The 13,758-nt window shown below is 66.5% G+C and carries 13 protein-coding genes and 1 pseudogene; 8 read left to right on the top strand and 6 right to left on the bottom strand.

Annotation, left to right across the window (positions count from 1 at the left end; genetic code table 11):
* Positions 1 to 44: 44 nt before the first annotated feature.
* From tuf to rpsL, 4 genes are all read right to left on the bottom strand, one after another.
* The gene (gene tuf / locus ABR738_RS24590) at positions 45 to 1,238 is read right to left on the bottom strand and encodes an elongation factor Tu (RefSeq protein WP_350232137.1); all 1,194 of its coding nucleotides are present in this window, start codon (positions 1,236 to 1,238) and stop codon (positions 45 to 47) included.
* 159 nt (positions 1,239 to 1,397) lie between these two features.
* On the bottom strand, positions 1,398 to 3,524 hold the full coding sequence (fusA, locus tag ABR738_RS24585; protein ID WP_350232136.1) for an elongation factor G: 2,127 nt from the start codon (positions 3,522 to 3,524) through the stop codon (positions 1,398 to 1,400).
* A gap of 39 nt (positions 3,525 to 3,563) precedes the next feature.
* On the bottom strand, positions 3,564 to 4,034 hold the full coding sequence (gene rpsG, locus ABR738_RS24580) for a 30S ribosomal protein S7 (RefSeq protein WP_014154599.1): 471 nt from the start codon (positions 4,032 to 4,034) through the stop codon (positions 3,564 to 3,566).
* A gap of 2 nt (positions 4,035 to 4,036) precedes the next feature.
* Complete coding sequence (gene rpsL / locus ABR738_RS24575) at positions 4,037 to 4,408, bottom strand: 30S ribosomal protein S12 (RefSeq protein ID WP_003948652.1); 372 nt, start codon at positions 4,406 to 4,408, stop codon at positions 4,037 to 4,039.
* Between the two features lie 558 nt (positions 4,409 to 4,966).
* Here rpsL and ABR738_RS24570 point away from each other — a divergent pair.
* The 4 genes from ABR738_RS24570 (at position 4,967) to ABR738_RS24555 (ending at position 6,922) form a co-directional block, all read left to right on the top strand.
* Positions 4,967 to 5,368: a phage tail termination protein gene (locus ABR738_RS24570; protein ID WP_350232135.1), complete on the top strand. Its 402-nt coding sequence runs from the start codon at positions 4,967 to 4,969 to the stop codon at positions 5,366 to 5,368.
* Positions 5,369 to 5,447: 79 nt separating this feature from the next.
* A complete protein-coding gene (locus ABR738_RS24565; protein WP_350232134.1) occupies positions 5,448 to 6,023 on the top strand; it encodes a phage tail tube protein in 576 nt (191 codons plus the stop codon).
* A 192-nt stretch (positions 6,024 to 6,215) separates the two neighbouring features.
* Positions 6,216 to 6,506 carry a hypothetical protein gene (locus tag ABR738_RS24560; protein WP_350232133.1) on the top strand — a complete coding sequence of 97 codons (291 nt, stop codon included), beginning with the start codon at positions 6,216 to 6,218 and terminating at the stop codon, positions 6,504 to 6,506.
* Positions 6,507 to 6,553: 47 nt separating this feature from the next.
* Positions 6,554 to 6,922 (top strand): hypothetical protein, encoded by a 369-nt coding sequence (locus ABR738_RS24555; protein ID WP_350234717.1) that lies wholly within the window; start codon positions 6,554 to 6,556, stop codon positions 6,920 to 6,922.
* 42 nt (positions 6,923 to 6,964) lie between these two features.
* Here the strand turns inward: ABR738_RS24555 and ABR738_RS24550 are convergent, their stop codons facing one another.
* Positions 6,965 to 7,384 carry a hypothetical protein gene (locus ABR738_RS24550; RefSeq protein WP_350232132.1) on the bottom strand — a complete coding sequence of 140 codons (420 nt, stop codon included), beginning with the start codon at positions 7,382 to 7,384 and terminating at the stop codon, positions 6,965 to 6,967.
* Positions 7,385 to 7,631: 247 nt separating this feature from the next.
* Between ABR738_RS24550 and ABR738_RS24545 the strand changes: the two genes are divergently transcribed.
* The 4 genes and pseudogenes from ABR738_RS24545 to ABR738_RS24530 all read left to right on the top strand — a co-directional run bounded on the left by ABR738_RS24545 (position 7,632) and on the right by ABR738_RS24530 (position 9,746).
* Positions 7,632 to 7,967 (top strand): hypothetical protein, encoded by a 336-nt coding sequence (locus ABR738_RS24545; RefSeq protein WP_350232131.1) that lies wholly within the window; start codon positions 7,632 to 7,634, stop codon positions 7,965 to 7,967.
* Positions 7,968 to 8,436: 469 nt separating this feature from the next.
* Positions 8,437 to 9,177 (top strand): annotated as a pseudogene (locus tag ABR738_RS24540) (peptidoglycan-binding protein); the annotation flags it as partial.
* A 76-nt stretch (positions 9,178 to 9,253) separates the two neighbouring features.
* Positions 9,254 to 9,496, top strand: a complete 243-nt coding sequence (locus ABR738_RS24535; protein ID WP_350232130.1) for a hypothetical protein — start codon at positions 9,254 to 9,256, stop codon at positions 9,494 to 9,496.
* Positions 9,483 to 9,746 (top strand): hypothetical protein, encoded by a 264-nt coding sequence (locus tag ABR738_RS24530; protein WP_350232129.1) that lies wholly within the window; start codon positions 9,483 to 9,485, stop codon positions 9,744 to 9,746. Before ABR738_RS24535 ends, ABR738_RS24530 begins: the two co-directional genes overlap by 14 nt.
* A gap of 67 nt (positions 9,747 to 9,813) precedes the next feature.
* Here the strand turns inward: ABR738_RS24530 and ABR738_RS24525 are convergent, their stop codons facing one another.
* Complete coding sequence (locus tag ABR738_RS24525; RefSeq protein WP_350232128.1) at positions 9,814 to 13,713, bottom strand: DNA-directed RNA polymerase subunit beta'; 3,900 nt, start codon at positions 13,711 to 13,713, stop codon at positions 9,814 to 9,816.
* Positions 13,714 to 13,758 lie beyond the last annotated feature (45 nt).

Genomic DNA, 13,758 nt, shown 5'->3' with positions numbered 1-13,758 from the left:
CTCTTGTGACAGCTCAGCGAGCTACCAGGTCAATCGTCAGGTACTTACTTGACGATCTTGACGACCTGGCCGGCGCCCACGGTCCGGCCACCCTCACGGATGGCGAACTTCAGGCCCTCCTCCATGGCGACCGGCTGGATCAGCGCGACCGTCATCGAGGTGTTGTCGCCCGGCATGACCATCTCGGTGCCCTCGGGGAGGGTAACGACACCGGTCACGTCAGTCGTACGGAAGTAGAACTGCGGGCGGTAGTTGTTGAAGAACGGCGTGTGACGGCCACCCTCGTCCTTGGACAGGATGTACGCCTGGGCCTCGAACTCGGTGTGCGGGGTGACCGAACCGGGCTTGATGATGACCTGGCCGCGCTCGACGTCCTCGCGCTTGATGCCACGAAGCAGCAGACCGACGTTCTCACCGGCCTGGCCCTCGTCGAGCAGCTTGCGGAACATCTCGATGCCGGTGACCGTGGTGGTGGTCTTCTCGGTCTTGATACCGACGATGTCGACGGTCTCGTTGACCTTCAGGACACCACGCTCGATACGACCGGTGACGACGGTGCCACGACCGGTGATCGTGAAGACGTCCTCGATCGGCATCAGGAACGGCTTGTCGACGTCACGCTCGGGCTGCGGGATCGCCTCGTCGACGGCGGCCATGAGGTTCAGGACAGACTTGCCCCACTCCTCGTCGCCCTCGAGCGCCTTGAGCGCCGAGACCTTGACGACCGGCAGGTCGTCGCCCGGGAACTCGTACTCGGAGAGGAGCTCACGAACCTCGAGCTCGACGAGCTCCAGGATCTCCTCGTCGTCCACCATGTCGGCCTTGTTCAGGGCGACGACGATGTACGGAACGCCGACCTGGCGGGCCAGGAGCACGTGCTCCTTGGTCTGCGGCATCGGGCCGTCGGTGGCGGCAACCACGAGGATCGCGCCGTCCATCTGCGCGGCACCCGTGATCATGTTCTTGATGTAGTCCGCGTGACCGGGGCAGTCGACGTGGGCGTAGTGACGCGACTCGGTCTGGTACTCGACGTGCGCGATCGAGATCGTGATACCGCGCTGGCGCTCCTCGGGAGCCTTGTCGATCTGGTCGAAGGCCGAGGCCTCGTTCAGGTCCGGGTACGCGTCGTGCAGCACCTTGGTAATGGCGGCCGTGAGGGTCGTCTTACCGTGGTCAATGTGACCGATGGTGCCGATGTTGACGTGCGGCTTAGTCCGCTCGAACTTCGCCTTCGCCACTGGGTCCTCCTGTGGAGTGGTTCTGTACGCCTTGCTTCATCGGCGCCAGGTGATCTTTGCTGGGATGCCGGGGCCCGGGGCACTCACCGTAAACCGGATGGTTTACGCCGAATGCCCCAGTGGCTCCGGTGACAAGCCTAAAGCGTGAACTTGGGAGAGTTACTCGCCCTTGGCCTTCGCGATGATCTCCTCGGCGACGTTCCGCGGAACCTCGGCGTAGGAGTCGAACTGCATCGAGTAGCTTGCGCGACCCGAGGTCTTGCTGCGGAGGTCGCCGACGTAGCCGAACATCTCCGAGAGGGGCACGAGGCCCTTCACGACGCGGGCGCCGCTGCGCTCCTCCATGGCCTGGATCTGGCCACGGCGGGAGTTGATGTCACCGATGACTTCACCCATGTAGTCCTCGGGCGTGACGACCTCGACGGCCATCATCGGCTCGAGGAGCACGGGCGAAGCCTTGCGCGCGGCCTCCTTGAAGGCCTGCGAACCGGCGATCTTGAACGCGAGCTCGGAGGAGTCGACCTCGTGGTAGCCACCGTCGAGAAGCGTGACGCGGACGCCCGTCATCTCGTAGCCGGCCAGGATGCCGAACTGCATGGCCTCCTGCGCACCCGCGTCCACCGACGGGATGTACTCCCGGGGGATGCGGCCACCGGTGACCTTGTTCACGAACTCGTACGCCGCTTCGCCGCCCTCGATGGGCTCGATCGCGATCTGCACCTTGGCGAACTGACCGGTACCACCGGTCTGCTTCTTGTGGGTGTAGTCCACGCGCTCGACGGTCTTGCGGATCGTCTCGCGGTACGCGACCTGCGGCTTGCCGACGTTCGCCTCGACCTTGAACTCGCGACGCATACGGTCGACGAGGACGTCGAGGTGAAGCTCGCCCATACCGCCGATGACGGTCTGGCCGGTCTCCTCGTTGGTGTGCACCTGGAAGGAGGGGTCCTCCTCCGCGAGACGCTGGATGGCGACACCCAGCTTCTCCTGGTCACCCTTGGACTTGGGCTCGATCGCGACCTCGATGACCGGCGCCGGGAAGTCCATGGACTCCAGGATCACCGGGCTCTTCTCGTCCGAAAGCGTCTCACCGGTGGTGGTCTGCTTCAGGCCCATGACGGCCACGATGTCACCGGCGCCCACCGACTCGATCTCCTCACGCTTGTTCGCGTGCATGCGGTAGATCTTGCCGATGCGCTCCTTCTTGCCCTTGACCGAGTTCAGCACAGCGGTGCCGGCCTCAAGGCGTCCGGAGTAGATCCGGATGAAGGTGAGCTTGCCCAGGTGCGGGTCGGACGCGATCTTGAACGCCAGCGCCGAGAGGGGCTCCTCGTCGGACGGCTTGCGCTTGACCACGACCTCCGGGTCCTTGACGTCGTGGCCCTCGATGGCCTCGACGTCCAGGGGGGAAGGCAGGTAGCGGACGACCGCGTCGAGCAGGGGCTGGACGCCCTTGTTCTTGAACGCGGTGCCACAGAACACGGGGGTGACGGTGGTGTCGCCGCCCTTGCCGGACGCGATGGTGATGCGACGCACCGCGGCGTACAGCTGCTCCTCGGTGGGCTCGACGCCCTCGAGGAAGAGCTCCATGATCTGGTCGTCGTTCTCCGCGACGGTCTCGACCAGCTTGCCGCGCCACTCCTCAGCGGCTTCGACGTGCGTGGCCGGGATGTCGACGACGTCGTACATCTCGCCCTTGGTCGCTTCCGCGGACCACACGAGGGCCTTCATGCGGACCAGGTCCACAACGCCCTCGAAGTTGGCCTCGGCACCGATCGGCAGCTGCATCACGATCGGGGTGGCGCCGAGGCGGTCCACGATCATGTCGACGCAGCGGTGGAACTCGGCGCCGGTACGGTCGAGCTTGTTGACGAAGCAGATACGCGGAACGCCGTAACGGTCGGCCTGACGCCAGACCGTCTCGGACTGCGGCTCCACACCGGCGACACCGTCGAACACGGTGACCGCACCGTCGAGGACGCGGAGCGAACGCTCCACCTCGACCGTGAAGTCCACGTGACCCGGGGTGTCGATGATGTTGATGGTGTGGTCGACGTCCTCGAGCGGCCAGTGGCAGGTCGTCGCGGCGGACGTGATCGTGATGCCGCGCTCCTGCTCCTGCTCCATCCAGTCCATCGTGGCAGCGCCGTCGTGGACCTCACCGATCTTGTACGACACACCGGTGTAGAACAGGATCCGCTCGGTGGTGGTCGTCTTGCCCGCGTCGATGTGAGCCATGATCCCGATGTTGCGGACCTTGGCCAGGTCAAGTGAAGTGGTAGCCATATCGGCTCAGTCTTCTCTCGGTCTCGATGTGGGTAGCGACTACCAGCGGTAGTGCGCGAAGGCCTTGTTGGACTCGGCCATCTTGTGGGTGTCCTCACGCTTCTTGACCGCGGCGCCGAGGCCGTTGGAGGCGTCGAGCAGCTCGTTCATGAGGCGTTCGGTCATGGTCTTCTCACGGCGGGCGCGGGAGTAACCCACGATCCAGCGAAGCGAGAGGGTGGCGGCGCGACCGGGCTTGACCTCGATCGGCACCTGGTAGGTGGCGCCACCGACACGGCGGGACTTGACCTCAAGAGACGGCTTGACGTTCTCCAGAGCGCGCTTGAGCGTGATGACCGGGTCAGCACCGGTCTTCTCGCGCAGGCCCTCCATGGCGCCGTAGACGATGCGCTCGGCGGTGGAGCGCTTTCCGTCCAGCAGGATCTTGTTGATCAGCGAGGTGACAAGAGGAGAGCTGTAGACCGGGTCGATGATGACCGGGCGCTTCGGGGCGGGGCCCTTACGAGGCATTCTTACTTCTCCTTCTTGGCGCCGTAGCGGCTGCGGGCCTGCTTGCGGTTCTTGACACCCTGGGTGTCGAGCGAACCGCGGATGATCTTGTAGCGAACACCCGGCAGGTCCTTCACACGGCCACCACGCACGAGCACGATGGAGTGCTCCTGCAGGTTGTGTCCCTCACCCGGGATGTAGGCCGTGACCTCGATGCCGGAGGTCAGACGCACACGCGCGACCTTACGGAGCGCCGAGTTCGGCTTCTTCGGGGTGGTCGTGAACACACGCGTGCAGACGCCGCGGCGCTGGGGCGAACCCTCGAGCGCGGGCGTCTTGTTCTTCTCGACCTTGTCCTGCCGGCCCTTCCGGACCAGCTGCTGGATCGTAGGCACTACTTCTCCGGTTTCTGTGTGCCGTAGTAAAACTAACCTGAAACACGTCTCCGACCCACGCGGTCGGGTGTGTCGAATACTGCGGACCCCGCCCGAGGGCGGGAGAAGCGCAGATTGCGGTGGCCGGTCCAGAAGCTCGCGCTGCGGACGTAGGCACGCAGCGGAGCCCAGGCACACCCCAGGCACAAGGTCTGAGCGTACCTACCGCATCGACTTGGGTCAAAACAAATGCCGTCCAGGACGACACGCCGGTCACTCCACGATTCCGGGGCGGCCCCTGATGCGGGCCGGCCGGGGTGCCTCGGCGGCCTCCAGCGCGGGCCGGCCCCGGGGTGCCTCAGCGGCCGGACGGCCCGGGGCAGGGGGCGCTCCGAAGCGCCTAGCGCCGTAGAACCGGCCGACCGTGGTGGGTGGCGTCGCGTTCAGCTGCTCGCCGAGATGTCGCGCTGCCGAGGCCGCGCACTGCTCGCGCGGCCCTCTCCCACCGGTCGCTCCACGCGATCCGGTCGTCCGCCGGACGGCCGGCCCTCTTGCCCCGACCACCGAAAGGAGGCTCGGTTGAACGAGGCCCTGCTCGCGTTCCCGGATGTGGAACGCCTGATCGTCGACCACCTCAAGTACCTGCCGGAGCTGTCCGGGGTGGCCGTCGACAACCGGCCGTCCGCCGTCTTCGACGATACGCAACAGGCGGTGCTGGTCTCCCGGACCGGCGGCGCCTGGGTCGACGACCTCCACCTCGACCAGCCTCTCGTCGAGTTGGAGGTGTACGGCCCGACCAAGACGGCGGCACACACCCTGTCGCTCTCGGTCCGCGCCGCACTCCTCCAGCTTCGCGGCACCACCTATGGCACCGCGGTCGTCACCGACGTCGTCGAGACCGAGGCCGTGCGCTGGCTGCCGGACCACAACCGGCCGGCCGGCAACCGCACCACGGTGCGCCTCTCGCTCCGCCCGTCCTGACCCACCCCCGCACCGTAGGGCCCCGCCGATCCGGCGGGGCCCTACGCGCATCCCGCACCACCCACCAAGGAGAACCAGCATGTCCGGAATGAACCCGAGCGAGATCCGCGTGGCCGGCACCGGCCGCATCTTCCTCGCCGCCGTCGGCACCGCCGCGCCCGCCGACACCACCGCCGTGTGGGGCCCGGCCTGGCACGACCTGGGTTACACCAGCACCGACGGCGTGAAGTTCGGCCGGAAGGGCAAGACCGCCAACATCGACACCTGGCAGTCGCTGACCCCGGCCCGCACGATCTACACCCAGCGCGAGCTCACCCTGAAGTTCGGCATGCTCCAGCTCAACGAGGACACCCTGCCGTTCTTCTTCGGCGGTGGCCAGGTCTCCGAGGTCGCCCCGAACACGGATCTCTACAAGTACGAGATCCACAGCGACCAGGGCGAGGACGAGCGCGCGCTGGGCATCGAGTTCACCGACGGCACCCAGGTGGCCTACCGCTTCGTGGTGCCGCGTGGCGTGGTGACCGTCTCCGACGACATCGACCTGAACCGCAAGGGCGCCGTCAAGCTGGGCGTCACCTTCACCGCGATGGCCCCCAAGCCGGGCGAGGCGCTGGCGACGTGGCTGATGAAGGACGCGTCGTTCGGCACGAAGTAGCCCTTCAGGAAGCCGAGTTGGGCTCGCGCCTCTTTTCGGGGTGAGCCCGCTTCCCGCCACATCGGGGCGGGCGCCGGTGCTCACGCGCCGGCCCCGCGCCGTCTCCGTACCACCTGAATCGGCGCCGCCCCGGGTCTCCCCTCCCCGGGGCGGCGCCACCCCCGCTTCCCTCGACTGCTTAGGAGCAGCACCATGTCCGGATTCGACGTCAACGCGGCCCGCGCCCAGCGCCTGGAGGCGCACGGGACCGCGTGGTCCTTCCAGTTGGACGGCGACACCTTCGAACTCCCCACCGAGATCGGCCACCGCACGGCACGGTCCCTGCGCGACCTCGACGACAGCGACGTCGACGGGCTGCTCGGACTGCTGTTCGGCGAGGCGCAGTTCAAGAAGTTCCTGGAGCACGACATCACGATGCAGGACATCGCCGCGATCCTGGAGGCGTACGGCAAGGAGACCGGGCTCGGCCTGGGGGAAGACTGAGCCTCGACGCGTTCGTCGAAGAACACGCCGAGGCTCTGGAAGCCGACCTGCTGCGCCACTACGCCGTCGACCTCCTCGACTGGCATCGCGGCACCCTGACGTCCCGCCGCCTCGCCGTCCTGGTCAAGCACCTGCCGCGCGACAGCGCGGTCAACCGCGACCTGCACGGCGAGGCGGTGGAGTGGGACTCCACCACCCACCTCCTCGCCGCCGCGGTGGACCACCTGGCTGTGGCGAACTGGATGACCGCGACGATCAATTCAGGCGAGGACGCGGACCCCCTGGACTACCCGGAGGCGGTGCCGCGGCCGGGCACCGCGGAAACACATCTGGATCAATCCGCGCGCTCCGGCCAGGAGCCGTACCTCGGGACGGACACGCCTACGCCTGCGGAGCTCGCGCGCTTCTTCAGCTGAGCTGACAGGCCGCAGACAAGTCCAGTCGCCGGAATGGAAGCGTCAAGAGATGCCCCACCGGATGAGGATATAGAAAATCTGAGCGAAACCTATCGCTGCGATAAACATTTCGCCGCGTAGGCGCGATATTCGGGGATGTGCAGTCGCCACGAAAACCTCGTGGGCATTCTTGGGGTCGTACGAGATCTTCAGCACCCCTTGCGGACGGACGACCTCACCTTTGGTCCGTAGGGCGACGAGCTTCTTTTCATCGGCCACGGGCACCCTTTCAAGGGTGTGCAGGGCAATCCCGCTCGATTCCATCTCCACGTAGATGCACCGGGCAGGCGTTGTGACCCTTCGGCGGTAGGAGAAGACGTCCGCCACCGCAAGCCCCACGGCGCAAGCCACCCAAGCCATACCCCCTAAAAAGATCCACCAACGACCCAGCGAGAGAACCCCGGAAAGGGCAATGGTTGTCACTTGGCAATCTCCAGATCGGGAGCAAAAAGGGGATTTTGCCATCACAATATGTGTTTGATCTCTTCACGTCAAGACCGTCACCCAGCAGGTGCGTACAGGCGATCACATGAATGGGCGACCAGCAGATGCCGGATACGGAACAACTCCAAGGAGAGCAGGATGCTCTAACCAAGCGGTTGGGAGCCGTTAACAGTCGCTCGCCAAGAAGGCCAACAAGGAGGAGAAGAAAGAGCTTCCCTTTGGGGCTATGTGGAGCGACAAGGACTGGAAAGAAAACCTCACCGCCTTTGTCGAGATCGTAGCCATCGCCAAGGCAACGAGCTTCATCAAGTTCGGCTTGCCAGCCATATTCGACGGCACAAAAATGGTCGAATCGTTCATCGAAAAGCGGTTCAATCGGAACAAGCGGGGATGGCTTTTCGGGAAGAAACCGGACGATCCCCTCGTCGCCGTGAACGTGCGCTTGAATAGCCTCGGAAATGGTCTGGCCCAGGCCGAGGGGATGAGAACCAGCGTTATCCGGTTCAGCTCGCAGTACCCGACAGCCCGGTCGGACCGAATCAACAACACATTCAGTCACTGAAAACAAAGGTGCGCTCCCTGGAAAACCGCCGCGATCACGTACAGAATCGCGCCAACGCAACTCCGCCGCCTCGCCGGTCCAGCGTAAATGGAATAGGGGATTTCACGGAGACGGCCGCTCAGATAAGCCGCCTGGAGGACCGCATCACACACCTGGCGCGGGCACTCGGCTGACGGAACCGAAGAAGCAGCGGGCTACGAAATGGATACACCATGTCCCTAGTTCAATCCCTCACCAGAGCCTCCGGCTCGCTCAAAGGGTTCAAAACAGGAATCGACGGCGCCGGCCGCTCCGCCGGCACGCTCGGTAGGCAGGCCGGGACGGCCAACACCAACGTCGGGCGGATCAAGGGGGCCGCTCAGCAGTCCGCCAAGGAGCTCAAGGGGATGAAGACCGCCGCCGACCAGGCGGCGAAGTCCGTCGGGAAGGCCGGCAAGGAGGGGCCGCGATCCTGCCCGTCGCCCTGTGGCTCGTCAGCGACGGCTACGACGAGCTGCCCGGCCCGCTGTGCCACGGCGTCATCGCCAAGGACGGCACCGTCCACCTGGTCGGCAACGGCCGGGCCAACCACGCGGGCGGCGGCGACCCGGCGGTCCTGAACGCCGTGATCGCCGAGAACTACGGCGACCGCCCGCCGGCCACCCACCAGCACGAGGGCAGCTCCGGCGCGGTCGACGGCAACGCCCGCTTCTACGGCTTCGAGTGCGTCAACCTCGGTGACGGCGCCGACCCGTGGCCCGCCGCCCAGCTCGACGCGATCGAGCGGGTCTCCGCGGCGCTGTGCCGGGCCCACGGCTGGTCCGCGAAGAGCGTGATCGGCCATCTGGAGTGGTCGGACTGGAAGAACGACCCGCGCGGCTTCACGATGGCGGCACTGCGCTCGCGCATCGCCGCCCGGCTCGCCGCCAACCCCACCGGCTACCACGGCTCGGTCATTCACGACGCGATGGGCTCACGCGGCTACCAGCCGTTTCCCGGCGCCGCCTTCTTCGCCGACGGCACCGACTCGGCGGTGATCACCGCGATGGGCCGGCGGCTCGTCGCCGAGGGCTGCTCCGCGTACTCCGAGGGCCCCGGCCCCCGCTGGACCAATGCCGACCGCGACTCCTACGCCCGGTGGCAGCGCAAGCTCGGCTTCCAGGGCGCGGACGCCGACGGCGTGCCGGGCCGTACCTCCTGGGACGCCCTGAAGGTCCCGTACACAGCCTGACCTCCCCGCCGAGCGGTCCCGAAAGTGGTACGCCGCTCCCGGGGACCGCTCCCCGTACCGAAGAAGGAAGCCCCTCATGTCCGAAGCCGCCAAGAGCGCCCTGCGCACCGTTCTCCAGACGGCCGTGGGCCTCGCTCTCGCGCTGCCCGCCATCGTGGACGCCGGCGGCGTCCCGGCCACCCTCCCCTGGGTCGCCGGGGCACTGGCCGTCGCCGGCGGGCTCGCCCGTGTCATGGCCCTGCCCGCCGTCCAGGGTCTGCTGCCCGGCTGGCTGCGCACCGGGACCCAGCCCGTGGGTGCCGCCGATGACCGAGCCTGACTGGAGCGACCCGGTGCCGGTCGCGCTGGAGCTGGAGCGTCTTCGCGGCACTCTGGAGGCCGGGTTCGCCCGGGCCGACGGGGCGCTGGCCCTGCTCGTCCAGCGCAGTGACCAGACCGATCGCCAGCTCGCCGACCACGAGGCACGGCTGGACGCTCTGGAGCGCGGGCGCTGGCCGGTGGCGAGCATCGCCGCGCTGACCGCCGTCACCGGCACCGCGCTCGGCCTGTGGCAGCTGGCCGCGCGCTGAAAACCCCGAAGGGCGCCCACCCCGCACACAGCGGAATGGGCGCCCTTCAGTACCTCAGACGTACGCCTTACTGGTTGTACGGACCGTAGTCGTAGTCCTCCAGCGGAACGGCCTGGCCGGAGCCCGTGCCGAACGGCGAGTAGTCGATGTCGTCGTAGCCGACGGCCGAGTACATCGCGGCCTTGGCCTCTTCGGTGGGCTCGACCCGGATGTTGCGGTAGCGGGACAGACCCGTACCGGCCGGGATGAGCTTACCGATGATGACGTTCTCCTTGAGGCCGATGAGGCTGTCGGACTTGGCGTTGATCGCCGCGTCCGTCAGGACTCGGGTCGTCTCCTGGAAGGAGGCGGCCGACAGCCAGGATTCCGTCGCCAGCGAGGCCTTGGTGATACCCATCAGCTGCGGACGGCCGGAGGCCGGGTGGCCGCCTTCCGTGACCACACGACGGTTCTCGGTCTCGAACTTCGAGCGCTCGACGAGCTCGCCCGGCAGCAGCTCCGCGTCGCCGGACTCGATGATCGTCACGCGGCGCAGCATCTGCCGGATGATGATCTCGATGTGCTTGTCGTGGATCGACACGCCCTGGCTGTTGTAGACCTTCTGGACTTCGCCGACCAGGTGGACCTGGACCGCACGCTGACCGAGGATCCGCAGCACGTCGTGCGGGTTGGTGGCACCGACGGTGAGCTTCTGGCCCACCTCGACCGCGTCGCCCTCGCCGACCAGGAGACGGGCACGCTTGGAGATCGGGAACGCCGTCTCCTCGCTGCCGTCGTCCGGGGTGACGACGATCTTCTTGGTCTTCTCGGTCTCCTCGATCCGGACGCGGCCCTTGGCCTCCGAGATCGGCGCGACACCCTTGGGCGTACGGGCCTCGAAGAGCTCGACGACACGCGGCAGACCCTGCGTGATGTCGTCACCGGCCACACCACCGGTGTGGAAGGTACGCATCGTCAGCTGGGTACCGGGCTCACCGATGGACTGGGCGGCGATGATGCCGACCGCCTCACCGATGTCGACCAGCTTGCCGGTGGCGAGCGAGCGTCCGTAGCAGAAGGCACAGGTGCCGACCGCGGACTCACAGGTCAGGACCGAGCGGGTCTTGACCTCCTCGACACCCGCGCCCACGAGGGCGTCGATGAGCACGTCACCGAGGTCCACGTTGGCCGGCGCGATGACCTTGCCGTCGACGACGACGTCCTCGGCGAGCATGCGGGCGTAGACGGAGGTCTCGACGTCCTCGGTCTTGCGCAGCACGCCGTCGGCGCCCCGCTCCGCGATCTTGAGCTTGAGGCCGCGGTCGGTGCCGCAGTCCTCCTCGCGGATGATGACGTCCTGCGAGACGTCCACCAGACGACGGGTCAGGTAACCCGAGTCGGCGGTACGCAGGGCGGTGTCGGCCAGACCCTTACGGGCACCGTGGGTCGAGATGAAGTACTCGAGCACGGTCAGGCCCTCGCGGAACGAGGCCTTGATCGGACGCGGGATGGTCTCGTTCTTCGCGTTCGACACCAGACCACGCATACCGGCGATCTGACGCATCTGCATCATGTTTCCTCGGGCACCCGAGTCAACCATCATGAAGATGGGGTTCGTCTTGGGGAAGTTCGCGTTCATCGCCTCGGCAACCTCATTGGTCGCCTTGGTCCAGATCGCGATGAGCTCCTGCGTGCGCTCGTCCTTGGTGATCAGACCGCGCTCGTACTGCTTCTGCACCTTCTCGTCCAGGGCCTCGTAGCCCTGGACGATGGCCTTCTTGGCCTCGGGGACGACGATGTCCGAGACGGCGACGGTGACGCCGGAACGGGTCGCCCAGAAGAAGCCGGCCGCCTTCAGGTTGTCGAGCGTCGCCGCCACGATGACCTTGGGGTAGCGCTCGGCGAGGTCGTTGACGATCTCGGAGAGCTGCTTCTTGCCGACCGAGTAGTCGACGAACGGGTAGTCCTCGGGCAGCAGCTCGTTGAAGAGCGCGCGGCCAAGAGACGTCCGCAGACGGAACGAGTCGCCCTGCTGCCAGGTCGTCTCGCCGTCCTCGTCGAGCGGCGGGGTCCAGCCACGCGGCGGGACGGTGCCGATCGGGAAGCGGATGTCGATCTTCGCCTGGAGCGAGAGCTCCCGGGCGTCGAACGCCATGATCGCCTCGGCGGTCGAGTTGAAGGCGCGGCCGGCGCCCTTCACCTCGCGCTCCTCTTCATCCGTGGTGAGGAAGAAGAGGCCGAGCACCATGTCCTGGGTCGGCATGGTGACGGGGCGACCGTCGGCCGGCTTCAGGATGTTGTTCGAGGACAGCATCAGGATGCGGGCCTCGGCCTGCGCCTCCGCGGAGAGCGGCAGGTGGACGGCCATCTGGTCACCGTCGAAGTCCGCGTTGAACGCGGTGCAGACGAGCGGGTGGATCTGGATGGCCTTGCCCTCGACCAGCTGGGGCTCGAAGGCCTGGATGCCGAGGCGGTGCAGCGTGGGCGCACGGTTCAGCAGAACCGGGTGCTCGGCGATGACCTCTTCGAGGACGTCGTACACGACCGTGCGGCCGCGCTCGACCATCCGCTTGGCGCTCTTGATGTTCTGCGCGTGGTTCAGGTCGACCAGGCGCTTCATCACGAACGGCTTGAAGAGCTCGAGCGCCATGGCCTTCGGCAGACCGCACTGGTGCAGCTTGAGCTGCGGGCCGACGACGATGACGGAACGCGCGGAGTAGTCCACACGCTTGCCGAGCAGGTTCTGACGGAAGCGGCCCTGCTTGCCCTTGAGCATGTCGGACAGCGACTTCAGCGGACGGTTGCCGGGGCCCGTGACCGGGCGACCACGACGGCCGTTGTCGAAGAGCGCGTCGACGGCCTCCTGAAGCATGCGCTTCTCGTTGTTCACGATGATCTCGGGGGCGCCGAGGTCAAGGAGTCGCTTGAGGCGGTTGTTGCGGTTGATCACGCGGCGGTACAGGTCGTTCAGGTCGGAGGTCGCGAAGCGGCCACCGTCCAGCTGCACCATCGGACGCAGGTCCGGCGGGATGACCGGCACGCAGTCCAGCACCATGCCCTTGGGGCTGTTGCTGGTCTGGAGGAACGCGGAGACGACCTTGAGGCGCTTGAGCGCACGGGTCTTCTTCTGGCCCTTGCCGGTGCGGATGATCTCGCGAAGGCGCTCGGCCTCCTCGTCGAGGTCGAACGTCTCCAGGCGCTTCTGAAGAGCAGCGGCGCCCATCGAGCCGTCGAAGTACGTGCCGAAGCGGTCACGCAGCTCGCGGTAGAGCAGTTCGTCGCCCTCGAGGTCCTGGACCTTGAGGTTCTTGAAGCGGCTCCACACCTCGTCGAGACGGTCGATCTCGCGCTGCGAACGGTCGCGCAGCTGCTTCATCTCACGCTCGGCACCCTCGCGCACCTTGCGGCGCACGTCGGCCTTGGCACCCTCGGCCTCAAGCTCGGCGAGGTCGCTCTCGAGCTTCTTGGCGCGGGCTTCGAGGTCGGAGTCGCGGCGGTTCTCGATCTGCTGGCGCTCGACGGAGACGTGCGCCTCCAGCGACGGCAGGTCGCGCGTACGGCGCTCCTCGTCCACGAACGTGATCATGTACGCGGCGAAGTAGATGACCTTTTCGAGGTCCTTCGGCGCGAGGTCGAGCAGGTAGCCAAGACGCGACGGGACGCCCTTGAAGTACCAGATGTGGGTCACGGGAGCGGCAAGCTCGATGTGGCCCATCCGCTCGCGGCGCACCTTGGCACGCGTGACCTCTACGCCACAGCGCTCACAGATGATGCCCTTGAAGCGGACGCGCTTGTACTTGCCGCAGTAGCACTCCCAGTCCCGGGTCGGACCGAAGATCTTCTCGCAGAAGAGTCCGTCCTTTTCGGGCTTGAGGGTGCGGTAGTTGATGGTCTCCGGCTTCTTGACCTCACCGTGTGACCACTGACGAATGTCGTCAGCAGTGGCGAGGCCGATCCGCAGCTCGTCGAAGAAGTTGACGTCGAGCACTTGTCGTCAATCCCTCTTTCGGGGTCGATTCTTCAAGATGGTCTG

Source organism: Streptomyces sp. Edi4, from assembly GCF_040253615.1.
Lineage (GTDB): Bacteria > Actinomycetota > Actinomycetes > Streptomycetales > Streptomycetaceae > Streptomyces.
Note: the sequence above shows the minus strand (reverse complement) of the source record. Positions and strands in the feature narration are given on the sequence as shown.

What these genes read in the sequence shown, in the direction of transcription:
- fusA (WP_350232136.1), bottom strand. Translation starts at nt 3,524, where the DNA reads ATGGCTACCACTTCACTTGACCTGGCCAAGGTCCGCAACATCGGGATC.
- rpsG (WP_014154599.1), bottom strand. Translation starts at nt 4,034, where the DNA reads ATGCCTCGTAAGGGCCCCGCCCCGAAGCGCCCGGTCATCATCGACCCG.
- ABR738_RS24565 (WP_350232134.1), top strand. Translation starts at nt 5,448, where the DNA reads ATGTCCGGAATGAACCCGAGCGAGATCCGCGTGGCCGGCACCGGCCGC.
- ABR738_RS24560 (WP_350232133.1), top strand. Translation starts at nt 6,216, where the DNA reads ATGTCCGGATTCGACGTCAACGCGGCCCGCGCCCAGCGCCTGGAGGCG.
- ABR738_RS24545 (WP_350232131.1), top strand. Translation starts at nt 7,632, where the DNA reads ATGTGGAGCGACAAGGACTGGAAAGAAAACCTCACCGCCTTTGTCGAG.
- ABR738_RS24535 (WP_350232130.1), top strand. Translation starts at nt 9,254, where the DNA reads ATGTCCGAAGCCGCCAAGAGCGCCCTGCGCACCGTTCTCCAGACGGCC.
- ABR738_RS24530 (WP_350232129.1), top strand. Translation starts at nt 9,483, where the DNA reads ATGACCGAGCCTGACTGGAGCGACCCGGTGCCGGTCGCGCTGGAGCTG.